This is a genomic window from Butyrivibrio sp. YAB3001 (assembly GCF_900112195.1).
Classification (GTDB): Bacteria; Bacillota; Clostridia; order Lachnospirales; family Lachnospiraceae; genus Butyrivibrio.
In genome coordinates this window covers 96169-122150 of the sequence record NZ_FOKR01000012.1, presented here as the reverse complement: position 1 = coordinate 122150, position 25982 = coordinate 96169, and the positions used below count along the sequence as shown (strand labels likewise).

18 protein-coding genes and 1 pseudogene are annotated in these 25982 nt (G+C 33.5%); 1 reads left to right on the top strand and 18 read right to left on the bottom strand.

Translation table 11 applies throughout. The features are described 5' to 3' along the window. The first annotated feature begins 116 nt into the window (after window positions 1-116). Window positions 117-1958, top strand: coding sequence for a right-handed parallel beta-helix repeat-containing protein (locus BM086_RS13405; protein ID WP_092327581.1), 1842 nt, complete (start codon window positions 117-119; stop codon window positions 1956-1958). Between the two features lie 142 nt (window positions 1959-2100). Here the strand turns inward: BM086_RS13405 and BM086_RS13400 are convergent, their stop codons facing one another. The 18 genes and pseudogenes from BM086_RS13400 to BM086_RS13315 all read right to left on the bottom strand — a co-directional run bounded on the left by BM086_RS13400 (window position 2101) and on the right by BM086_RS13315 (window position 25921). Beyond that, window positions 2101-3090, bottom strand: a complete 990-nt coding sequence (locus tag BM086_RS13400) for an acyltransferase family protein (protein WP_175560278.1) — start codon at window positions 3088-3090, stop codon at window positions 2101-2103. A 65-nt stretch (window positions 3091-3155) separates the two neighbouring features. Beyond that, entirely contained in the window at window positions 3156-4199 is a 1044-nt protein-coding gene (locus BM086_RS13395; protein ID WP_092327575.1) for an acyltransferase family protein, read from the bottom strand. A 108-nt stretch (window positions 4200-4307) separates the two neighbouring features. After that, entirely contained in the window at window positions 4308-5582 is a 1275-nt protein-coding gene (locus BM086_RS13390; protein ID WP_141107754.1) for an O-antigen ligase family protein, read from the bottom strand. Between the two features lie 57 nt (window positions 5583-5639). Further along, window positions 5640-6770, bottom strand: a complete 1131-nt coding sequence (locus BM086_RS13385) for an acyltransferase family protein (protein WP_092327569.1) — start codon at window positions 6768-6770, stop codon at window positions 5640-5642. 69 nt (window positions 6771-6839) lie between these two features. After that, a complete protein-coding gene (locus BM086_RS13380) occupies window positions 6840-7823 on the bottom strand; it encodes a glycosyltransferase family 2 protein (RefSeq protein ID WP_175560277.1) in 984 nt (327 codons plus the stop codon). Continuing rightward, window positions 7820-8689, bottom strand: a complete 870-nt coding sequence (locus tag BM086_RS13375) for a polysaccharide pyruvyl transferase family protein (RefSeq protein WP_092327564.1) — start codon at window positions 8687-8689, stop codon at window positions 7820-7822. Before BM086_RS13375 ends, BM086_RS13380 begins: the two co-directional genes overlap by 4 nt. Next, complete coding sequence (locus BM086_RS13370; protein ID WP_092327562.1) at window positions 8677-10212, bottom strand: lipopolysaccharide biosynthesis protein; 1536 nt, start codon at window positions 10210-10212, stop codon at window positions 8677-8679. Before BM086_RS13370 ends, BM086_RS13375 begins: the two co-directional genes overlap by 13 nt. A 141-nt stretch (window positions 10213-10353) precedes the next feature. Further along, window positions 10354-11253, bottom strand: a complete 900-nt coding sequence (locus tag BM086_RS13365; RefSeq protein WP_092327559.1) for a glycosyltransferase family 2 protein — start codon at window positions 11251-11253, stop codon at window positions 10354-10356. Between the two features lie 40 nt (window positions 11254-11293). Further along, window positions 11294-12376: a glycosyltransferase family 4 protein gene (locus BM086_RS13360; protein WP_175560276.1), complete on the bottom strand. Its 1083-nt coding sequence runs from the start codon at window positions 12374-12376 to the stop codon at window positions 11294-11296. Window positions 12377-13337: 961 nt separating this feature from the next. Beyond that, window positions 13338-14148: pseudogene (locus BM086_RS13355) on the bottom strand (capsular polysaccharide synthesis protein). A 270-nt stretch (window positions 14149-14418) separates the two neighbouring features. Next, window positions 14419-15663 (bottom strand): nucleotidyltransferase domain-containing protein, encoded by a 1245-nt coding sequence (locus BM086_RS13350; protein WP_092327553.1) that lies wholly within the window; start codon window positions 15661-15663, stop codon window positions 14419-14421. A 259-nt stretch (window positions 15664-15922) separates the two neighbouring features. Further along, window positions 15923-16459, bottom strand: a complete 537-nt coding sequence (locus tag BM086_RS13345; protein ID WP_092327550.1) for a hypothetical protein — start codon at window positions 16457-16459, stop codon at window positions 15923-15925. Between the two features lie 99 nt (window positions 16460-16558). Beyond that, the gene (locus tag BM086_RS13340; protein ID WP_092327547.1) at window positions 16559-17572 is read right to left on the bottom strand and encodes a glycosyltransferase family 2 protein; all 1014 of its coding nucleotides are present in this window, start codon (window positions 17570-17572) and stop codon (window positions 16559-16561) included. Window positions 17573-17584: 12 nt separating this feature from the next. Beyond that, a complete protein-coding gene (locus BM086_RS13335) occupies window positions 17585-19363 on the bottom strand; it encodes a hypothetical protein (RefSeq protein WP_092327544.1) in 1779 nt (592 codons plus the stop codon). Between the two features lie 90 nt (window positions 19364-19453). Next, the gene (locus BM086_RS13330; protein WP_092327541.1) at window positions 19454-20098 is read right to left on the bottom strand and encodes a hypothetical protein; all 645 of its coding nucleotides are present in this window, start codon (window positions 20096-20098) and stop codon (window positions 19454-19456) included. A 211-nt stretch (window positions 20099-20309) separates the two neighbouring features. Next, window positions 20310-22526: a DUF2264 domain-containing protein gene (locus BM086_RS13325; RefSeq protein WP_092327539.1), complete on the bottom strand. Its 2217-nt coding sequence runs from the start codon at window positions 22524-22526 to the stop codon at window positions 20310-20312. 19 nt (window positions 22527-22545) lie between these two features. Then, the gene (locus tag BM086_RS13320) at window positions 22546-23712 is read right to left on the bottom strand and encodes a glycoside hydrolase family 88 protein (RefSeq protein WP_092327536.1); all 1167 of its coding nucleotides are present in this window, start codon (window positions 23710-23712) and stop codon (window positions 22546-22548) included. A 25-nt stretch (window positions 23713-23737) separates the two neighbouring features. Next, a complete protein-coding gene (locus BM086_RS13315; RefSeq protein ID WP_092327533.1) occupies window positions 23738-25921 on the bottom strand; it encodes a heparinase II/III domain-containing protein in 2184 nt (727 codons plus the stop codon). Between the last annotated feature and the right edge of the window lie 61 nt (window positions 25922-25982).

The window sequence follows — 25982 nt, the reverse complement described above, 5'->3', positions numbered from 1 at the left end:
AATTGAATGAAATCTATACATTTGATAACATATACTAGTGTAGTGTTCATGTTTTTAAAGCCATTATAGTATTTTTTCATCTTCGCAACGCAGCTATCAAGAAAGGACATAATAAAATGAGAAAATATTATCAAACCATATTATCCAATTGCTTAATTATTGTTCTAATTATTTGTTCCATGTTTCTTATAGGAGCTGGGTACCAAACCACTTCAGATTCTCCTGAGAATACAAATGACTGTATTGTTGATCCAGAGAGCATAGAACGCCCAGCAAAGTTTTTCCTAATTAACCCCCAAGAGTATACAACAAATGACTCTTCTGTTTCAACTGAATTATGTTATTACGTTGGTGAAGGAACTGTATATTATTCTGGTGATTATATCAACTCAGCATCTGACGTTTATACATCCATTAAACAAGCACCTGATTATAGTCACTTCATAATGGATGGTTATTCGATATTATGGTTTTCTATTTACTTAGATAATGATGGGGTGATAGTTGTTATTGGAAAACAAACTGATATAATCGATTATAATTATAACTCGTCCTACGCTAATGGAATTTACAGTTCTTCTACAGATACAGCAGAATATAATTCCAATTCTTTTAATCATTCATATACTTCCTCTTATGGAAATGCTTATGTACAAGATAATAATGCCACAAAAGATGATATTGCCGATTCTTACTCTAATAAGCTCTCGCTAATGTCTAAGCAAGGCTCAAGCTCCTCATACGAAATACTAATCGCTCCCCCCACACCTAATTTTACTTCTGTGAAATCATATGGTGCAGTAGGCGATGGAATTACAGACGATACAAACGCTATAAACAATGCATTAAAAGATAATATTGGAGGAGCTGTTTATATTCCTTCAGGTACTTACAAAGTATCAAACACTCTCTTTATCCATTCTGGTACAACTTTATATGGAGATGGTGAATCCTCTGTCATAATAGCTGCTCCTGGTTATGCTATTGGTAATGATATTTTTCTGTTATGGCATGTAAATGACGTAACAATTTCAAACTTATCAATTAGCGGGAATATCACTGCTAATACAAAATCTTTGGGATATTCTCCACTTGATGGTATTCACTTGTTCGATATTTGGGCTTCAAAAAATATATCCATAACATCTTGTTATTTTATTGATAATGTTTACGCTGCTATCAGAATCATACTAGATTGTTCAAATATCTCAGTAGATAATTGCGAATTTAAAAACATTGACTGCGGAGTAATAACTTTGGGGCAAGGAAATGTTGATACACTAATAGTACAGAATTCTCTTTTTGACGGTCATCTAAACTCAGAACCTATATCATTATATGGCTCAGGTGCTTACTCCAATATTACAATCAGAAATAATACTATAAAAAACAAGACTTATGGTAGCGCAATTTTTTGTGGGAGAGGAAAAATAAATCAACTGACAATACTCGACAATAAAATATACGATGATGCAGTTGGAATTGTTATTTCCAATGCAACAGATGTTGAAATACATAGAAATATCATAGATTTTTCAAACACAAAATATTTAGCAACAGGCGGAGGACTTCAAATTAGTAATTCTAATAAAGTTAACATAAGTAATAATTCCATTTTCAACATTCGGCAACAAGGATTAACTGTTAAAAATTGTACCAATACTGATATTAAAAAAAACCTGATTGAAAATTGTGGATATGCAGGAAAAGAATATCATGCTGTAGATTTTAGGGGAAACTGTAGTAATGTAAACTTTATTGAAAATACAATCAGTCGAACAGATTTAAACTTATCAGATTATTCGCTTGTCGCTCATTGCTATGGAAATTTAAAAATTTCAAATAACGTCTTTAAAAATAGTAAAGTACTACTTTGGGATGATAGTGAAAATGTATATTTAGAAAATAATAACGTCCAAATACGAAATACCGGTACTGGGAATATAATTATCAACTAATCACCACAGATGTTTAATTATGAGATTTTTCTTAGGCAAACACAAGTATTTGTTGCACACTGAAAATAACAAATCGATTCTTTGAATCTTAACATTTTTGTGATTAGTTGAGTTACTCTGTATCCTTTTTACAAGTAATCTATCATTCTCCAATAAGTATATTTAACTTAAATTTTCTCATTGCATCTGTCAAAATAGCAGATAATACATATGACGCTATAGCTATTGTTAAACATAATATTATGGGTGAAATATCCATATCTCCGAAATAATAAAAAAGGACATATATTATCATTGGATGAAATAAATAAATTCCAAAACCGTCTTTATTCAAATGGTTCACAATCTTTACATTTAAAAACGAACTGTTTACATATGAAGTAATTCCTATAAAGGCTAAACTTCCTGTTATAGCCTTTATAATTTTAATCACAACATGAGAATACTGAAATACTAATGCTGTTAACGCTAAACATATAATTATACAAATGTAATTCTTAATCACTCCATTAGCTTTCTCATAATATCTATTATATAGGACTCCAAAATAAAAGAATATCAAATAATATCCCAAGTTGCTAATCTGAAATAGTATAGGAAATTTAAAAGATACTAAAGCAATACTCAAAAGAATAGTTGCAATTACAATACTATTTTTTATTGTCCCCCCTTGTATAGCAGGCTTAAAAAGCATTGAAATAATATAAATTTCAAATAGAACAATAACATACCATAAATGTCTTGCATCTTTTACAAAAACAATATCATGCATACAATATCGTAAATAAGAAAGATCTGTAAATCTAAATCCAGTCATAATAGGAGCAACATAAAAAAAACCAAAAAATAAATATGGAACTAATAGCCTAATTACTTTATTTTTTATGAACTTAATAGAATTTTTATATTTATTTAAGTCGTCAATACATAAACCATATACCATTCCTGATACCGCAATAAACATTGGCATATGAAAAGAATATATATATTGCGTTATATGTCCAAGTAAAAAAGAGGCATTAGCAGGCTTTATAACTCCTACACCAGTATACATTCTAGATGAATGAGCAACTACGACAAGAATTGTGGCAAAAAATTTCAGCAAATCGTAATGGCTTGACTTATCATTCATGAAAGAATCTCCTAACATACATATTTTGAATAATCCCGAATCAATAGCTTATTCTTATCTGAAGGTTAACCATCATTTTGCATTATTGGCATTTTATTCAGCACCTTAACAGCACTATCAGAAACAATATGTACAGCAGAAGCCAAAAAAACAGTTAAAAATATGCAACACAAAATATACAGTCCGGAATGATTCCATTCACGAATTTTCCCCATCAATCTAAATACATCTCCATGAATAAGATATATTTCAAATGATATTTTGCCCAAGAACATATTTACACTATTTCCAAGTTCTATTCTAGTATTTGCACATAAAATAAAGCATGTAATTGCAATTCCTAAAATAATCTTTAATAGATAGTCTCCCGCAAAAGGAATTATTTTATATTTCAAATACAAACACCCCAATATCGTTGCAATAGTGCCTAAAACACACCATTTAAATAGCCATTTCTCTTTAAAAAAAGAAATAAACTCTTTCCCAAAGGACGCTAGCAATATCCCCCACACAAATCCATAACATTCAGTTGTCCAAGTAGCTCTTGTAAAAAAGCCACCCCTTTGCATGAAATAGACTAATAAACTTCCAACAGTAATCATTATGCATATACCTATTTTAGAATAAATTTGATTTCTAAAAACCATGTTAGAAATCCAAAATAACAAATAGCACGCAAGCAACCACTTTACCCATTCATTAATACCAAACACTTTTTTTAGTTGTATTGTACCGTTAAAATAATAATCTATTATCGAAAACAAAATGCTTATGATCCAAGAAGTAAATAATAGCTTAGGTAATCGTTTTCTCCAAAAATAATGTATACCATTCGGATTATTTGCCTGTGATAGAGTAAGCCCATATGATGATGTCATAAAAAAGAAAGTTACGCCTATATAAGCAAAACTACCTATCATATCTTGAATCCTATTCTGATACAAGGTAGGAACGTGAACTAAAATTACAACTAAGCACCAAAAACCTCGCATAGAATTAGTATTTGTTCTGTCAAAAAAGTGTTCATTCACTGAAACAAATTTAGAATTATACAATATTTCAAAGACCAAAAAAATAAGTATTACCATCATAATTACATAATCAATCATTTTCTACAATCTTCCTTTTTTATTAGAATTCTGTAATTTAGCAAAAGCAAACTGAATGTTATAAAACTCTTTCAGCCCCACTCAATGGAAGGGCTGAAAAAATCATTTTCATTTATTACATTGTCTATGTGTGCCATCACATCTAACCATTTTATAATAGTATTCTAGTATTGCCCATACTAATGAAAAAACGATGCAATTTGAATTGTTAATGCAACATATTGTTGGCTGAAGAAGAATATAATAAATGCTAATACTTAGCGAGAATATCCCTATTTCCCAATTATCTTTCAATAAACGCAATGAAACATACAGCAAGCGAATCAAGGGCAAAATAAACAATGGGATTCCTAATAATCCACATTGAAATACTCCTCCAATCAAACCGAGATCACCAAAAAAATAAATATTTAACGGTCCTGACCATATAGCAAGTAATTCGTCATTCTTAGGCCTTATAAATCCTATTCCCAGGATAGGATTCTCACTAAATAATTCATAGAAATAATCGATAGCACCTAAACGAGCCAATGTTGAACCTGCCTTATCCCCGTCTACACTGAATGAATTAATAATCACCGTATAATTGAATAAAAAAATAATCAATAGAATAATGATTATGCATTTAATAATTATTTTCTCGTTATTACTACCCCTATACAAAAATAATATACTAAACATAGCACCCACTAATGCTATATCAATTATTCTAGTGGATTGATAAAATAAAACTGCGTAGATCATAATAAGGAACGTAAAGATATTCAGCAATGTTCTTTTTTTTTCAATTACAATACTATAAAACAAAAAAAGCAGCGAGTCCATACCTAATTGTGTTATACTTATTCTCACTCTTCCATCACGAAATCCGAAAAATGGACTACCTGGTAAAATACTAATACCCAAACACTCTCTGCAAACAGCAATTGAAAAAGCCAATAAAGTAGATATTATCCCCGCAATAGTTAACCAGCCAATGATTTTTTCAATATTATTCTTTTCAAACAAAAATAGGAATAATGGAACCAAAAACATTGCAAGATACGGGACTGCTACATAAACCATATCAAGCACATTCTCATTATACTTCATCATGCTATAAACCGACAAAAACGTAATAACAATGACTGTAAGTAACAAATAAATTTTCACAAATCTATATGTTACTAATTCCTTTACAAAACTATTTTTGAACGAGAAAAAAAATAGCAAGATTACCGCCAATGATATCAGTACCATCCTAGATTTTTGTACATCGCCTCCACTTAATGGTACTAAATAAAAAGCTCTTGTATCAATAATCAAAATCCCTATAAGAAGCCATGTTAATACAGACTGATAATCTGTCTTTATTTTTAAATACATATTTCTACCTTTTTCCAAAGAAAATCTTTCATAACACAATACAAAAAGTCAAAAAGTATTGCAATCAATTATTACTCAGCACTTTTTCAAATAATAAATCAATATTGAAACAAAATGTGTTAATAATAAGATTACACAAGACTCAATTATTGCTACAATCAGTGTATTTTCAAAAAACAAGCTCATTATTTGATGTGTAAATAAACCTATTATATAATGAACTAAAAATATATACATGGAAATGCTTCCCAAATTAACCATAGTCTTTGAACAAAAGAACTTAGAAATTGTGCCTGTACCAGCAGCAAGATAAAAAACAATACTTGCAACAATTATCATATCAATAATATATATACCCACGCCGATACGACTCGCTACTATTCCCCTGGTCAAATACCAAACAAAAGCCAACAAAAAAATGAAATATTCTATTCTTTCTTTGTCTACGATTTTCTTCATCATACTAATATTATATAATTGTGCCAAATGCATACCCATTATTACATAAAAAACACGTCTATATGGAGAGCCATAGCATAAATCATCAAAAATCGTTCTATTTTCAATTTTTCTAAACACATACGCTAACAAAACAGAAAGCACTATATTTACAACTATACCGATTACATTTTTTTTTCCATCATTTAGACTTTTTTTTAGCCTTCTTCCTATCATCGGACTAACAATATATATGCAAAAAAGCGTTGACAAAAACCAACAAACACCATTTAATGAATGGCTAAATTTTTTAATACCTGTTAGTGATTGTAAAAGTGATGCATCAATAACAAGAAATGTTAAGGACTTTGCAATAGATTCAAAAAATCCCTTGCCATACTCAAACATCCCTACAATTATGTAATAAATAGCTCCAAGCACTAATGTTATAAAATAAACAGAATATATCTTCTTAACATGACGCCATCCATATGAAATGCAATCCAAAATTGAATACTTTTCTTTGCTCTCAGATTTATTTATAAATGAATACATCATTCCAAATCCAGATAAGGTAAAAAAATAATCAACTCCTAATGTGGCATTATGAAAATACTTCCAATATATTTCTCCTAATATTTCATCTTTACCCAAAAACTCAAAATGAGAAAACACTATAAGCATTATAGCAACATATCGTGCCCCTGTTAGCGCATCAATACGCCCTGCATTCTTTCTTATAGTATAGTTATTCCTATCAAATGCCATATATATTCCTCTAATTCTATGCTATCCAGATAAATTTGTATTCATCACTAATTAAGTGCCAAAAACTTTTTAAAAAGATTTCATTACTACATAAGCTAAGTAAACAAGTTTTATCTTTGCTAATAAATATGCAATTTTCCTTCGATTTGATAAATCCGAAAAATGAAGCGATGAAAATGCACGATAATAAGGCTCACTAAAAAGAATATTACATGCCTCTTTGTTTTTTTTCAATAAATTAGCCTTATTCTCAGTATTAAAAACCTGAAGTGGTAAAACGTGCATAAAATAAAAATCAAAAATACATTTTATGTAAAAACCGCCATAACTATTCTTTGAATATTTTGCTAACTCCACTATAGTATCAGCAAATAGTTTACTTGCCATCGGATTATATCTATTGCACAATGATTCAGAATTGTATTCATGGACAACACCTTGAATATCAACAGCTACAGAATAGCGATTTTTTTCATTAAGAATCATATTAAATAAAACATCTTCGCAATACTTTATTTTTTCATTAAACCTAACATTTTGCAGTATTTCCTTACGATATACTTTTCCCCAAATCACCCAATAATCGAATACTGAACCATTAGCTTTCGTTTTAGCAATTAGTTCTCTCATATTATTTCCATGAATCAAAGTATTCAATCCTCGAATATTTGAATGAGAAAAATAAGCAATATCAAAATTCTTAAATTTCTTAACAGATATAAGAATCTGATCAAAATTATCACTTATAATATAATCATCAGAATCCACAAAAACTATGTATTCGCCCGTAGACTTATTAATTCCAGCATTTCGAGCAGCTGATGGACCTTTATTCTGCTGAAAAAATACTTTTATCTCATCCCTTTCTTCTATTTCATTTTCAAAATCTATAGTTTCTTGCAAATAAGACCCATCATCAACTACAATTATTTCTTTCGCACACTCTTTTAAAGAAGCAATAGAGTCTATACATCTTTTCAACAACTCTTTTTTTGTATTATAAACAGGAATAATAAAAGATATAAACATAAATTCACCCTCAACTATAGTCACTTTTTGCCCAACCATAAATCATAAGGAAAAGAACGTAATAAGTTTTCTTGCATATTATGCAAATCAGGCAACTCCATAGGTACAAAATTCGATATATCTTCAATTTTTGTAGCATAACGAATATCATATCTACCTGTTGAATAATACCAATCTTGAAATTTAAAAATTTCTTCATCCAATCCTTCATTAAAAAAAATTGCCGGAGTTCCATAACACTCAGCTAAAATTATTCCATGAAGTGAAGACGAAATTACCAATTCTGACTTGCAAATTTCATCAATAAAGTATTTATAATCACCTGTCCTTATGCTAATTTCATGTAAATCTTTTGTTTCAAATTTTTTTACAGAATAATGGTGAATAATTGACGCTTTGTATTGCTTACATATATTTTGCGGAGAATATAAAAGAGGCATGAGAACAGCTGGATCTCCATATACATTAGGACAATAATATCCTGCCTTTCTCATTATTTCTGCAGTATTTGGTCCCCTAACAGCACGAATATCATATTTACGATATTTACATTCTTTAAAAACATTCTCAATTGCAGCTTGTGTATGGAGCCCTGCCCCCCATATCGTAGCATCAAAATACTGTCCCATCCCAATTACAGATCCTACTGCATATAAATGTTTGGTACAATTAAGTTTTTTATCTGATCTAATATCCCTTTTTTTCAGCATCCAATCTACAATAATTGGTGACAAACAGTCTCCTAAATTTTTTGTATAATTCCAATACTCCAAATTGACCCTGTTTTTTTTCAAGGGAATACACTCTATACTATGATTATTTCTATAGTACTCAGATTTAATAAGTATTCTTTTTCCAAATTGCTTTATACTAGTAATCATTTTTTCCATTTTTTCACCATTTTGCTACATAATTCAACACAATAAGCAAATTCTTCAGTCTTACAAAAAGCTAAATAAAAAAACAATACATTTAAGCTAATGCAAATTAGGAGATTCAATAAAAGCTGCAACAGTAAACTAGTTCGAACTGTAAAAGAACAAACAAAAACAGCAATAATAGCTGTACAAGCAACTAATAAAACATATTTAACAATCTGCATCAAATAATCTTTTATTAATGCTCTACTAAAAACAGTTGTGAAAAGATTATGCATTAACCAGGGCATTCCCACAAAAAGAGTAGATAATACTGTAGATAGCAAAACGCCATAAATCCCCCATATGTTTACAAGAATCAAATTCATGATCAAGTTACTCATTGCAGTAACAAGCGGTCTGAATCTGTCTGAATGCCATATACCAGCTGCATCCTTAAACATATTTAATAATGTATTTATTTCAAACACAAAGAAATACAATGCAAAACATACTACTGCAGAATAGTCTAATAGCCTTTCAGGCCCCATCCATAATTCCATGAACGGTTGATACAAGCAAAGAAAACAAATAGTACAAAAGCCTGAAATCCAACACACAAGAAATGTAAGTCTTTTAAAAACAATATAATTTTTTTCTTTTGTCTCTGTTATAAGGCTATTGCCCACTCCAGCAAGACACGAGACATAGATAATAGACACAATTCCAATAATGGCAGAAACAACAAAAAAATAATTTTGATAAATAGCTAATATTCTTAGCCCTAAAAAAGCTGAAATAACAATATTATCAGCAGAATTTACAATAACCATTCCAATTTTTGATGTAAACAAATCCTGAATTCGCTTATTTATCTTCTTTGTTTCATCTATATCCAGAAATCCAATTGGTTTATAATTAGGATATATTTTATATGAAACTATTGCACGCATGATATTATTAATTATTTGAGTAATTATTATTACAATCACATAGAGATAATAATTCTTAAATAGAATTATTGCACATATCTGAAAAATGTATTTTAAAGTATCTGTAATAATAGATACTTTATTAGCTATATCCACCCTTTGATATGCAGTCAATATACTATTTCTATAAGCAAACATCCAATACGACAAAACCGTTGCAAATAGATTTAACAAATAAAGTATATAAATATTGATATCATTCGGTGTTTCTCCTTTTATTAAATTGTGCAAAAAAGGCAATATCACTAATCCGGCTGTAAGTATTATTCCACCAATTATTCTATAATACTTGCGATACAATCTCATCAACGCATTTATTTTTTTAGTGTCGTCCTTAGAAATAGGTTCATACATTGAAAAAACCATTGCTGATCCCACACCCAATTCAGCAATATTGAGAACCTGAAGGATTGAAGTAAAAAGACTATTAAGTCCTAAATACTGTTCCCCTAAAGCATAAATCATTATTGTCCTCATAATAAAGGGCATAATCATCTGATACACCTTTAGAAACGTTCCTGATACTATATTTCTCGATGCATTTTTTGTTCTCTCTATCTTCATATACTACTCTTTCTTCCCGATACTTATCAAAAATCCATTATCTACTGCAATTACAATATCTTCAATTTATTTTTTCAAAAGGGAATTTAATCTCATAGCCAAAAATATGCTTATTCAAACTAGAATTTATCTGTGATATTGTTATGCAGTAATTAGCAGTTTCTTTCCTTCTTTGTATTTATTAACTAATTCTTTACGATTTTCTTCTTTCCTTGCATTAAACATAACTTCAAGAACCCTGATTTGCCAGATCATCCAACATTTAAATCTATTCCAATGCCAATAATTTTTCAAAAAATAAATCTCACTTCTCCAATTTGCACTTCGTGTCGTAATATTTAAAGCTCCTCCCATAGAGAAGCCATGATAATGAAAAACTTCCGCATCAGGACAATATCTAAGTCGTAAATCATTCTTCTTTGCCTTCTCGCTCAGTATATATTCTTCAAAGTACAAAAAAGTATACTCATCAAAAAAGTTTATCAGCTCAAATTGTCTCAAATTAACCAAAAAAGAACAGCCAACAACCCAATAAACATCTCTTTTTGAGTTAGGTATTATATTGTTGCTCTCATAGCTTTTCTTAAAAAAATTTCTAACATATGTCTCGTACTTGATATACTCAATAAAACTTGGAGCTTTAAGTTTAACTGTTTTTTGAATCTCACCATTTGGTAATATAACCTTAGGTCCAACTATAAAAACATTCTCTTCCACCATCTCAGCTATCAATCGTTCAATTGCATGTGGTTTATATACTATATCATTATTGGATATCAAAGCATATTCGCACCCATCCTCAACAGCCTTTTTAATGCAAAGATTATTACCCCTCGCGTATCCAAGATTTTTATTCTCACAGATTAGCTCTACAAATTTATCATTTATATATAATTTACTTAGTATTTCTGCAGAGTCATTTTGCGAAGCATTATCTAATAGATAAATCCTATAGTTCCCACAATAAGTATCTTTAATACTATTTATGCAATCAATTGTTTTATCATATGTATTGTAATTAATAATAATAATCCCTAACATTTTTACCTCATATCATTTCACAATTCCATCATCATGGTTTTCACACCCTAAAGGCATCATCAAGCTCCCTAACAAATTTTCCAATATCAAAATCTAATGCTTTCTTTCGAGCCTTTTCACTAAATTCATATAATTCTCTCTTTTCAAACAAAACTATCGCTTTTTCAATAGCTTTAGCCAATGCATCTGCATTACATTCCTCTACAATAAATCCATCCTCAGAATTACTAATAATCTCTGGAATAGCGCCTTTATTAAACGCTATAGGAACGACTCCTGCCGCCATTGCTTCTACTACTGCAATTCCAAAACCTTCTTCCCAAATTGCCGGATGCACAAAAACGTCTGCATTCTGCAAAAGTTTAGGTACATCAGATCGTGTTCCAAGAAATTGAACATTATTTTTAAAGTTTAAAGATCTCAAAAAGCTTTCTAGTGAGTGTCTCTCTGGTCCATCCCCAACTATCATGCAAGAAAATGCGCTCTTATCATCAATTTTTTTCAACGCTTCTAATAAAATATTGATTCCTTTTTGCTTAATTAAACGCCCCACAAAGATCAATCTAACTTCAGACCTATTGATAACTTTAGGTCCACAAAATTTCTGACAATCTATACCGTTATAAACAACTCTTACTTTATCTGTATTAAAACCATTATCTCTAATACTTTTTTTTACTGAATTAGAAATGGCTATTACATAATCACATTTTTTGTAAGCGTAAGAAATAATAATTTTTCTAATAATCACTCCTTTTCTATCTGGTGCCATCATATCATTCATATTACAATGGGCATATATATATGTTTTGAGACATCTTTTTTCTCTCTTCAAAAGTGTCATGAATATATATATCACAGGTGATTCATGATGAACAATAATTGCATCGATGTCTAGATCATCAACAATCTTCTTTATTTTGTAATATGCTTTTATATACTCACTTTTCCCAGTATTTAGCTCTATTACATTATTGCCTGAATCCTTCATCTGATTGCATGTCTCCCCTCCTCCAAAGAAGAAAACAAATGTATTATTAAGCTTTGAATTCTTAGCATAGTCTCTTACTAAAGTTTCAATTCCACCTGTATCACCCGTTCCTAAAAGATGTAAAACATTCACTAAAATACTCCTCCACATCAGATCATATATAATAAAACCCTATTATGCACAGCATATACTCAAATAACACTATTCGGGTCACAAAATGATTTTATTAAACAATCAGCTTTTTTTGATAATTTCTCTGCCATTTTTGCAATCTTTAACTTATTTATCACTATAAACTCCCATTATATTCTTTAATAAACCCTATGCTTCTCATCCATCAAATAGCTACTTCTTTCAATTACTTATTTCTTAACCGTAATATATCTTACAGGATACACAAAATAATTAATGGTCTTAATCTTTTAAAAATCATCATGGCTATCATTCGCACACAGAATCAAGCTAATATATCATCAATCATATAAACCTAAAATAGTGATACTCCTGTTTTGTAATTTAGCACACATTACAAATATAAATGCACTAATATAAGAACTTTTACAAATATTTCAAATTTCAATAATATCAATCTTATCCATATAATTTTACATAAAAAAATAACAGAACAAATAATAATGTGTATAAATATCAGTACAGTGCAGTTTGTTCTATAAATAATTTTTCTAGAAATTTCCAGTTTTTCTATCAACACTTGATGAAAATACATTTTTTATAACCACTAAAATATCAACTCAGTATTCTCTATACTAATTCATACTTTTCTCCAATAGAAATTGCATGTACATGATAATTACGTTCGTTAGGACAGCTGTAAAAATTGTTAAGAACAATGAGCATATTTTCACTATTACAAACGTTGTTAGTTAAAATTGTTTTATCTATTCCTCAAAAAAGCCACTTCATTAGGTGTTCAACCTAATAAAGTAGCTATATATAACGCGACACCCATCCGCAAGAGTATACTATATTTGAACGTGTATAGCAATCGGTAGGTAATCTAAATATTCTTAATTTCTTCGATGTTAATTGTTAAATTACACAAAAAGTCAAAAATTATTTGTATATTTCAATACTATAATTTACCTTCAATCAAGTATTTATAAAAAGTTGGCTTCCCATCTTTTTCTTCAATAAACTTCTGTTTCCAGCTCAATTTAAATAAACATGTATCCGTCTTAAGGTCAGCCCACTTGTCTTTGTCAAATTGTTCATTCAATACTTTTATCAATTCATCACATTTCGGATTATTAGGTGAAATTCTATCAAATTGATTTTGTATCCTCTTATCATGCTTTTGTGCAAGCACAATCATATAATCAACCATCAAGTAATCAACCATAATATCATTATTCTTCCAATAATTCAAAAACAAGTCTCGCATTGTAGAAAATGCATATCTATTTTCTTCGTGACATTCAAGCGAATAACCAGCAAAGTATCCACATGCTACAGATGCATGATTATACTCAGGACGTTTTATTGACCATATCGGTTCATTAAAATATGAATCTAATAAAACTGAATCTGTACAGAAAAAAGTTGCATCTAGCCACATTCCACCATATTTTGCTAAAAGAGATAATCGAAGTAAATCTGAATAGTTTGTTCTTGTGATTATTCCTTCTTTTCTTTTCCACCCATTCTGGAAGTTGTACGTATTTTTTATAATTTTCATCTGTTAGCACAATAACTTGATGCTTTCCTGAATTTTTCTTGATTGATTCTATACACGCTTTTACAATGGGTGGTGCCTGATCAAGACCTTGCCACCAACAAACCCATATACAATCAGAATATTTTGAATGCTCAAATACATCATTTGCATGGTTATAGTCATACAAAACAAAATAATCACCAAACGTTTTTTCATAGTATTTAATCATTATTTCATGTTTTCTCAACAAATGTCTTTTTCGAATCTCATTTTCATAGCCACCATTATGATTCATTATACGCATATCTATTTTTGCACGAAATGTTTCCATTCCCTCTCCGAAAGATAAAACACTAGCTATCTCCTTTGTTGCAGCTATTTCTTCACTACACCTATGGACTATTCTTTTAACTTTATCAAAATATTTCACTTTTTCCCCCTTTAAAGTATTTTATTTTTTCGCTTAACTGCAAGTGTAAACTATTTTTAGCTTGTTTTTTCACTCTTCACTTTCAATCAATCCGACTGAGCTAAATAATTCCAACCTGGAGTTGATTATATCCATTTTCTGCATAGCAGAATATTTCCCTGTTCTCCTGTCCCTAAGCTGAATTATTTCTCTTTTAATAGCCCTGTGTATCCAGGCAATAGGCAAGAGCAGAGGTATTTTTTTAGCATAGCTATAACTAATATCTAAATCCTTTGCTGAAGGGAACAAAAAGCTAATCTTACCTCTTGTACCACCGGCATGACTTTTCTTTTCACCCACCAGATAGGGGGCAAACGCATAGATAAGCTGCCAGGAATTCTGTCTGACATGTTCAATGTCGCCCTTGTAGATAAAATCGACTATTATGGATTCAAGGATTTCATCATCAGCCTCTATATGGCGCCCATTAAGAATAGAATCGTCCATATTAAAGTATCGCACGCATATAGTCAGGAAATTATGACCGAATGGAGCATATCCGCATTTATCCATCCATTTCCAAAAATAATCAAAATGAATCTTATCAAGATTCTTGTTAACAAATAGTGTTATATCTGTAAAGAATCTTACACTGGCGCCTTCTAGCATGAAATGCTTTATTAAATGGTAAAACTGATAAACAAGATGCTCATCAATACCCATAGTATGGATAGTCTTACCGTTCACTTCCATATCTATTCTATGCTCAGGGCCATCAAGATTTGCCTGCTTCAAGATATCAATCTTCATTCCCTCATAATCCTCAAATACAGTGGTATGAAGCTCGATCATATGGCCATTCGCATTATTTATAAAAGTTAATTCCTTATCCTGTTTGCCACCGGTATATTGATAACCCTGTTTCTCAAGAACATGAGTAGCTCGATTTCTATCTGCTGCACTCACAAGAATATCAGAATCTGAAGAAGGTCTATATGAAGGCTTGGGATAACATTCGGAAATTGCCTCCCCCTTAAATACAGCATAATCAATTCCTTCACCATGAAGCTGCGAAGTAACTTCCACTAAAGACTTGAAATGTGATGTCTGACGCACAAAAACATGAAACTTGCTTGCATCCCATTTTTTCTTAATATCCTCGGGCAGTGTCTTACAACCTTTGGCTGCATCAAATAGAACTGCAGAAAGCCCATTTATGCACGCCAGTTTATAGAGTTCCACCCAATCTGTTTCATCAAAAAAACCATCATCGGCATATTCGCAGTTGATGGCTCTCTTAGTTAATTCAATAAAATCTTTTTCTACTGCTTTCATCAACAATTATCTCATTAAAAATTTATTTTAAATCGCCTATCATTTTATGAATAATTTTTCACAATGTCAACAAGAACTTAAAAAAGCGTTTTTTCACGCAAAACTCTTTTTCCGAGTGAGATTGCATTTTTGCAACATATTCTTATCGTGCAACACGCATCCATGAAAGCGCTACTGTATGAAATAAGTATTTTCTATTCCATAAAAGAGCTGAATGCCACTAAATCAGCATCCAGCTCTTTATACCAATATATTTGTATCATTTATCTTTCTTCTCAGGAGTTTTCTGATTATTCTGCTTAACGCCCTTATAAACGATAAATCCGATAAGGAAAACGATGATAGCAACAATCGCAATTCTCCATACCTTAGCATTTCTCATAGCCTTAAGCTGAGAATTATAAGCATCAATCCATGCTCTGTCAGTCTGCTCACGAAGCTCCATCTCATTAACAAGATCTGTCGTATCATTTAATGAAATGAGCTTACCATCAGTGTCCTGAAGGTAGAGATACTGACTATGATAATAGATTGTTACCCATCCATCACTGGAATCAATCATGTATACCGTATCACCTGCTCTGAAAGATTCAACAACTGCAGCATTTGCATCTGCTGATTCTCTACCATCAGCATCTGAATTTAAAGTAGCAAGCTTTCCGGAAATTGAAACATTTCCCTGCTGTTCCTCAGCACTTGCTGTTACAGAATTAAAATATCCAATAGAGAGAACAGAAATGAACGCAGCCATTAAAATAATAAATCTATATTTTATAGTTTTGAACTGAGTAAACATATAAATGACCTTTCTTTAACTTAATTATTTTTTTATTTTAAAAGAACAATTTTTCGTTGCCAAAACGATATCACATGGAGAATTTCAGCGCAATATCTATCAGGCACCAATCTCTCTATCAAGTTCATCCTCATCAATTTCTATATCATCGCTGCTATTTCTGTTCATATGAGTTCTATCATATTCGATGCGCTTTACATGATACTGAACATCCTGAAGGATTCTACGATTAGCAGCAATAGTATCAGCCATAAGTCCCATCACGAATACAAGGAAGCCCATGATGATAAGTGTACATCCAAGAATAAGTGACTGAATATGACCTGAGCTTGATCCATTAGCCATATAAACAAGGAATCTGATACCAATTCCAAGACCAATAAGTGTAAATGGCAATGAAATGAGTGAAAATGCCATAAGAGGCTTATACATTACAAATGCTCTGATAATTGTGAGCATAGACTTCTTTACATAGCCCCAAATGCTATGGAAAAGTCTTGATGGTCTAAGTTCTCCATTAGTTCTGATTGGAACACTTGTCATCGGAATCTTTTCTCTTCCGGCCTGAACAATTGTCTCAAGAGTATATGTGTAGTCGTTTACTACATTAAGCTTCATGGCAGCATCTCTACTGAATGCACGGAATCCACTTGGCGCATCAGGAATATCACTCTTAGAAGCCTTACGAACAGTCCAGCTTCCAAGATGCTGAAGCTTCTTCTTAATAAATGAAAAATGCTCTGTCTGGTCAATTGGTCTTGCACCAATAACGATATCAGCCTCGCCATTAAGGATAGGTCTTACAATCTTCTCAATATCTTCACCATTGTACTGATCATCCGCATCGGTATTTACAATGATGTCAGCACCACATCTAAGGCATCCGTCAAGGCCGGCAATAAAGCCCTTTGCAAGACCCTGATTCTGCTTGAAGTTAACAATGTGCTGAACTCCCCACTTTTTAGCAACTTCAACAGTATTGTCCTTACTTCCGTCATTGATAATAAGGTACTCAATGGTATCTATACCATCAATATGCTTAGGAAGATGGTTAAGAGCAACCTCAAGAGTCTTCGCTTCATTGTAACATGGAATCTGGATAATAAGTTTCATAACATTTCCCTCTCACTTCTGATAATAAATAATAAAATGTCCTGACAGCCATTTGCCGTCATATCTATCCGCTAAATAATCATTGAGTCCACTTTCATAGAACAAAAGAACCAGAGCATCATCAGGAAGTTCTGCAACTGTTTTCTTTATTGTTGCCTCATCTTCCTTGATAAGTTCCTTGGCATATTCGACATGGATATGTTCATCTTTTAGTCTTAACTGGATATTGTCAATAAACTCTATTTCACCAGTATAAAGAAGAATAACATCCCCGTCACGACCTTCTTTTCTAAAGTCAGATATCGCATCAGCAACCTGAACATCGCCAAATGCATATGCCTGATAAAGGTATATAAAATGATTAAGCGCATGAAAAGATTGTATCACTAATACAATATATATCAATACTAAAATTATCTGTGGTTTCCCTATTTTAAATAGTTTTACTAAAAATACAATTCCTGCCCCAACCGCCAATGTAAGGAGCGTGCTCATCAAAATAATATAATACGGCCTAAAATTGTACTTATCAAGAAAATAACTAATTGCAATTGCTAATGTACTATGAGGATTATTCATCCCTGTTTCATTTATAGACACAATATATAATGACGAAACAGAAGATAACAAATAAATTATTGCCGGTATAATACACTTTTTTAATATCTTTTCTGTTTGTAATAATTCATATATCCCTATTGCCATGAGAAGCGGAATAGCAAAATCAAAATATCTTCCATGAAGGAATAGATCAAAGCGATTGCTTTTCTTACCGGCACTGCCTATTAAATATATACACATAACCATGAATTGTGCAAGTGATGATAATAAAACAAATGCTGCCTTATTATCCTTATTAAACAGGCGTTTAAAAAGACTATAAACACCAAGATAGGCAAAACCGAATGTAGCACAGCCAAGATAAAAAATCTTACCGATCATACTCTTAAAAAATTTGCCAAGACCTGACAAACTAAATAATATCTCCAGTTTTCTCGTCTGTCCAGAATAGTCATTAACACTTACACGTGAAACTGCCCCATTACTAAATAATGTATCAATAAAATGATTCTTAACGTAAATACTAACAACAAACAGCAATATAAGCAGTAAAACTGTCATCACAAACACAAAAATTGATTTATCATTACTGTTCTTATTAGCAAGCACAATTCGCTTAACAGTCTCAGCAAGCATAACTAGAAAAACAGCAGCAAGTGTGCCAATTGTTCTCATATGAACAGTATACAGATAAATTGCAGACAGTGTTACCAAAACACCATTGATTATTCCAGGTTTCTCAAGGAAACGAAGCATCAAATACACTGTTAAAGTGTACATAAAAAACAATAGCGCCTCAGACATCGTAGTCTGAACATAAAATGACCATGATGGGTATAATACACAAATTCCAGACAAGAAAGATGTCAAGAACTCATCAGCATCTTCAAAAAGCATTCTCATTATCTTTTTGATTAAAAAGAATGACAAAATCTGAAGCATTAAATTAATAACCAAAGCTGCCCTGTAGGCCATGATGGAATCCGAAAAAATCCTAAGAATAGGTGCCAAAATAAGTGAATATCCAAATGAATAGTACGAACCTATTGAAGCCGTCTCAGACCAGTCATAGCCCGCCACTCTTGCTGCGCATGCCCAATAGCCAAATTCATCCGGAAATATAGAAATTCCAAAAATATACTGAAATCCATACATGAATAGACAGACAAGAAATAAAACAACCACGCCTGTTATCATCATATTTAGTTGTTTTGTTTCCTGTTTCCCCATTTTTTCTCCTAAACATAAAGATTGGGAAATGACCGGTAAAAGTCATTTCCCAAGTCTAATTCATTATTCTGGCAATCGAAATTAACTAAATTAGCCAATCTCAACAAGTGCGTATGCAGCAAGGCCGCCACGAATGTTGAATGAGAATGTTCCAAGTACTGTATCAAGATCTTCGATAACTTCTGTCTCTCCGCCTGGATATACAGCTACAACAACATATCTCTTGTTAGCGTTTGCGCCAGGGATACCAACTGATGCACGAGCTGATACTGTGTTAGGAAGCTGTGCGAACTTGCCACCATCAAGGATACCAAGATCAACGTTGATAGCTCCAACAACCTTACCACCTAACTGTGCAACAACTGCGTCGATGCTTGCGAATGCAGCTGGGCTTGTCTTAGCTGTGATGTCATATGCTCTTACCCAAGGTGTCTGACCTGCCTTAAGACCAGCAAGTGTTCTGAAGTCAGCAAGGCTTGTTCTGATAGCGAAACCGTTAAGTCTCTTTACTCTGTAGGAACCAGCGAATGTTGATACAACACCAGCTACTGTGTTAGTAGGTGCTTCTACAGCTGCTGCAGCTTCCTGTCTCCCAGCTGATGCAGCTGCAACTACAGTTGTCTCTTCCTGAGTTGATGTAGGCTCATCAGTTGTTGCTCCTGCTACAACAGGTACTACCATCATGCTAGCAGCAAGTGTAATAGCAAGAATTCTCTTTGCAAATTTAATGCTCATAACTTTTCTCCCTTCATATGAATGAGTTAATATAAAGCGATTTATTTTTTTAATCGCTTTGACTTTTATTATACTCAATTTTTTCACCAGTGCAAGTACATTTTGTTTTTTGGAAAATCAATTCTTGTTTTTTGGTCTTTTTTATATGCATTTTATGCCCAAAAATACGCTAGTTACGCGGGTTATAAATTTTTTGTATCTAATAAAAAATTTATAATTCCATATGCGATTCAAGCTTTTCATAATCGATATTTTTTACACTTCCGTCCTTTAAACTGATAGTGACAGGCCCATAACCACCGCATTTCTGCGTATCAGTATATTCAATGTTAACAACAGGAAAAATATCATCTTCATCAAATTCAGACAAATCCTCCTTAGTTATAACTTGCGATATCATTATATAAGGTTCGTAGCCATACTGCTTTTCTCTTATAGTCTCGGCATAAAGAACTATAGACTTTTCGCTGTCTGGATTTGTTCCAGTGCTTTTTATCAGCTTAATATCAGTCCAGCCATCCATTATGGTTAAAGCAAGCTGCTTTTCTTTTCCCATGTGATCATGTCCTTTTAAGATTGCAGCCTTGTATCCATCTTTTTCCTTGAATTCTATATCAGTGCCATTATCAGGAAAACCAAACGCTCCCAATGTGATGCGAAGAGGCCTTCTGTACATTCTTATTTTATCAACTCTGATAGTTCCATAAGGAACGACAAAATCAGCAAGGTTTATAGCTGTTCTCCAATGATCTTCAGTTTCCATTTCGTACTCAAAAAACTGCCTTCGATATAAAACATCATTATTCTCACCATGCCAGAATGTGACATTAGGAGTAATACCCGGAAGCCTCATGTTCCTTCCAGATTGTAAAACCGTATCTCCCCCTTCAGAAGATTCCTTGTTTACAACATTTTCCAATTCCGGAATACCTGTGTTTATGTACTCCAGTACATACTGTTGCGACTCAACATAGCCAGTGTTAGAATCTATTTCTTCTATTTTTTTAATGCTACTCTTTATATCACCATTTCGATTATTCTTCCGAGAAAATCTAAAGTTTTTCCCCTCAGGCATTGACTCCCATGGAAATTTCGTATTATAAACAAGCTTGGAATAATTCCATATTCCATGCCTGTCATTCTTATCTTTAACTACTTTACCGGTTCTAAGTTCAGTTATCCCATTCGCCTTATGGTTAGCAAAACAAAGCGCAGGTCCATTTAATGTAGTCACCTTTGTTTCACGTTCAGAAAGCTTTTCCCAGGTTCCATTATTCTCTTTTGCCGTCCAGAAAGGATGATCTGCAGGTAAATGAAGGCATAAGAAAGCTTTCGCAAGCCACATTGGAGACTCAGCGCAGGAATACCCCTGAACAAGTGGTACAAACGGTCCATAAAAACCAAGTGTCGGTACACCCTTCCATAGAAAGTCATCCCTTGTAAAAAACTGAAGCAGTGATCCCGAACAGATTCTTCTGGCAAGTCCCGGATCAACTGTGTTATTTTGCATCAGAAGATTGCCGTCAAATGCACTTGTTGCAGCATTTCTGTATATGCCACTTCTGCCCCACATATTGGTAAATCCATCGCTATCAAAAAAGTCAGGGTAAGTCTTCATCAGCTCATTTGAGTTCTGCTCAAACTTAGCGGCAATATATGGTTCTTTTTCATAACCGTACCAATTATTCCAGATTGCAGTGTACATATTAAATGCCCAACACGAATAATAGTCAAAAGATTGCCCGTCTCTGTACCAGCCATCGCCAACGTAGTACGCGAGAATATTCTGTGCATGATCACGCATTATATCCTCATCAATTTCGTATCCATTCATATAAAGAAATGCAAGATCAAGCATATTAAAAAGTCGCCAGTTCTGAGGTACGGTATTGGCATGGGCAAAATCTGACAAAAACGCTGCAATTCTGTCTTTTTCCTCTTTAGAGTATGTATCCCATAATTCTTCTCTGCAAAGCCACAGGCAGATAACAAGCGCAGCAGTTTCAACAGTCTGCTGATAGCATGCCGTCGGGTTGTTGCTCTTATCCAGAGCACGCATTTCCGAATAATTCAGAACATAATTAGGCGCGCCTTCAGTAACAGCCTCAAGCACCTGTTTCTTATAATATTCACGAATGCATATTTCATTAAGCTCAAGTTCCGGTTTTATATGGATTAAAGGAGCCGCGATAAAAAAAGATCTGCAAAGCCCCTCAAATACTTCTGCCTTTTTTCGCCACATTGGCGCATCTTTAGATGGATATGTAACTTCCGTCTCGTATCTTGGCATAACAACCGGTGCTTCAATACTGCTTATATTATCAAATATACCGCCAAGAAGATATTCTGCAGCCTCTATCCAGCTCTCCCTTGTAAGCCCTGTATATGGGCTAAGCTCATAATCCAAATGCTTAGGTTCAAATTTCATCGTTTTCCCTCAACTCTTTTCACACAGTAAAAATCGGAAGATCAATACCTTTTAATTTCATAAGTGCCTCAATATAGTAGTAGTCCCCATAGATGATTGCAAATTCATGCCTGCTATCATGATAAGCTGCTGTACATTTTAAAAGAATATTATCTCTGTCCAAGGTATAATCACATCTCTTTTCATGGAGCGTTTTTAGTAGTTTTAGCGCCGTATCAAGATATTTCTTTGCTAATGCCTCATCGCCTTCTTTTAATATACCTGCCAGTTCAATCAATCCTGATGCAGTAATAGCCGCAGCTGTTGAATCTTCAATATTCACGTCAAAAGGCTCCCTATAATCCACCGGAACAAGAAATGTTTCCGGAATCTCGCTTATAACATAATCCGCAACTTTAATTGCAGTCGCCAGGTATTTTTTATCACATGTAAAAAGATAACTTAACGCAAATCCATACAGTGCCCAGCTCTGCCCTCTTGTCCAGGATGAACCTTCCTCATATCCCTGGCCGCCATATTCTCTCACAAACTCACCTGTAGCAGGATCAAAGCCTATAATATGCCTAACTGAGCCATCTTCCCTTATAAAATACTTCATGGCAGTATCCGCATGCGCTGTAGCAATCGCCTTAAATCTCGGATCTCCAAGTTCTCGTGATGCCCAATACAAAAGAGGAAGATTCATCATGCAGTCAATAATCGCCCATCCAGTGGTGTCTCTATCATCTCCCCAGTCATTCCACGCTCTTATAAAGTTGCCATTTAAGTTAAATCTGCCCGCCAGATTAGCTGTGGCAAGAAGTGCTCTGTTTTTTGACTCACTGTTTTTATCAAGCTTGTATCTGATAACTGATGTAGGAAGCCAGCGAAAGCCTGCATCATGATCCATTCCATTGTAATCCATGAATGCAGCATCCATTTTTTCTTCTACTTTAATGGCTTCTTCTTTGAAAAGATCCAGTTGAGTCAGCTTGTACAACTGCCATAACTCACCACCCCAGAAGCCATTTGTCCACCAGCAAATATCTTTTTTGTCTGAACGATCATCAAATCTTCCATTATCATCCGTCGTATATGGTATCTTCCCCAAATTCCTTGACACTACCGTTTCCATCTTTGAAGAAATTCGGTCAAGAGCTTCGCTTACCCATTCCTCATCAAAACTGCCAATCTCAATATTTCTCATACCCCATCCTTCCTTTTCATGCACCCTACTCAAAGCACATTTTTAGTTTTTCCTTTTCCTTCCCCCTGATCAATATCCTATACACTTCATGTTTCCATGCACTTTTAAGTCTCTCATCAGTTATAGGATATTTCTGCACCAAAAAGCTCTCCGCGCCGGAAATCACAATTTTTCCGACCTCTCCCAAAGAAGTCTCTCTAACACCAAATACCATTTCCTCGTCAGACTTTTCTACAACAGGTTCTCCATATGTCATAAGGCTTGCAACAAACGGCATATCCCCATCATATTCATCTTCTACCACAATTTTCTCTCCTTTATATAAGGAAACTTTCCTATTATAATGTTGTTTCCCGGTATCATTTTCATCTTCAAAATATGCTCCGGAAATATCCATTTTTAGGCTTGATACTGTTATCTTTTCTCCTGCTGCATTTTCGTTAACACTATTAGTCTGTTCTGTCTCTGTACCATCACCATCTAAAATACACACAACACTACCTGCGCTATAGTTTTCACCATCTTTTTGCATAACAATACGGCTATCATAGACATCAGATGCCGCATCCCTGCCCATATTTTCGAGGATTTGATTCAGGATCTCATCCGCTCCTGATTCATTTGCAGAATCATCTTTTCCACATTTCACGAATGTCGGAACATTATGAAATTGCGACTGCATTGTCCATATCTCATATCGCTTGTCTGAAAAGGTCTTTTGTGTATAAGTCCCAACTCCAAGGTCAATAATAAACGGCTTACCATTTTTATAGATTGTAAAAGAACCTACATCGTTGTGATTATGACTATCAGCATTGTTACCTGCTTTTGCAGCAAGAACAAAGGTGTCATCTCTTGCCACCATAAGCCCCATGCTTTCAAACCAGGCATCCTCACCAAGCATGGTAGTCTTTGGGAAATTCATCATTTCCTCATAGGCAAATGCCTGCATACAGTGGTAAAAGAGATTTATCTCATCATCCAAAAGTCTCTCTCCCATTGATTCTGACCTGAAATCCTCAGCAGAAAAGCTTGAGAGCACCTCATCTCCAACTGCTTTTCCAAAGAGAAACTCTCTTGCAGATCGTCTTCCGGGATGTGCGCTGCAATCCGCAAAATTTATGTAATAATCACCAGCAACATGCATCTTAACTATAAAGTTTGCTATGTTTCTTATTATCGGTTCCTTGAATACAGCGCCGAAACATTCACTACTTTCATCTACATAAAAGTTTTCTTTACTATCAATTCTATGGTCAGTCTCCAACGCAGCTTGTTCATAACCATGCACTTTTTCTTGCACACCATGGATTATTACGCTACCATCATCAGAAATCTCGGCATAACTTCTTTTCTCCATATCGCAGGCACCGCTAATAAGCTCAAGGCATCCAAAAAGACACAGTCCTGCATGGCTGTAATACTGCGCGCCCTCATTACATCCGCCATCCTCTCCATAGCCATCAAGAAAATAGTCACAGGATCTCGCTGCTTTTTTCATAAAAATCATCTTCTCATGTGTGGTAAAAAAGCCGTTTTTTCTTGTAAGAGCTGCAATCAATACATTTTGAGTACACCAGGGTGTCCAGTTGCACATAGGTTCTGAACCATTTCCCATCCACCAGAAATGCTGTTTAAGATACGGCTCAAATATACGTGAATTTAATCTTTCATTCACATAATCACTTATATACGGGCTGATCTCTGCAAAAACAGGTCGCATCAAATATTCCGCAAACGCCACCTCAGCCCCGCTCTCAGCCTGAAACAGGTCTATTATAGGCCTTGTAACATCAGGTATATTTTCCTGCTTAGCATCCCTTTTGTAGCTGTTATGAGGCGGTAAGCACCAGGTTGTTTCTTCAAGAATGAGGTAAAGTCCGTCTAATATGTCATCCACAAATCTTCCCTTATTCTCAACGCATTCAGCCATCACAAGCTTATTCAGCTTACGTCTTCTGGGAAAATATTTCTCTTCAAACCTTACCCGATTTCCGGTCTTAAAGAACTCTCTAAAATCAGAAATGGTTAGCTGTGTCCATTCTTCTTTCTGCGCATCCTCACCTCTTTTAACCAGCTCATTTTTCAGTTCCAGAGGTAATGCATCCCATTTTTCTCTGTCTGTGATATTAGGATATCTGTCGTAGGATTTGCAATCTGTCACTATGCTATAATAATCACTTACTAATGTACATTGCTTATCATTCATGCCTCTCTCCCAATTAAAAATAAGAAAAAACAGGAAACGTTTCCGAATCCTGTCTCACTTC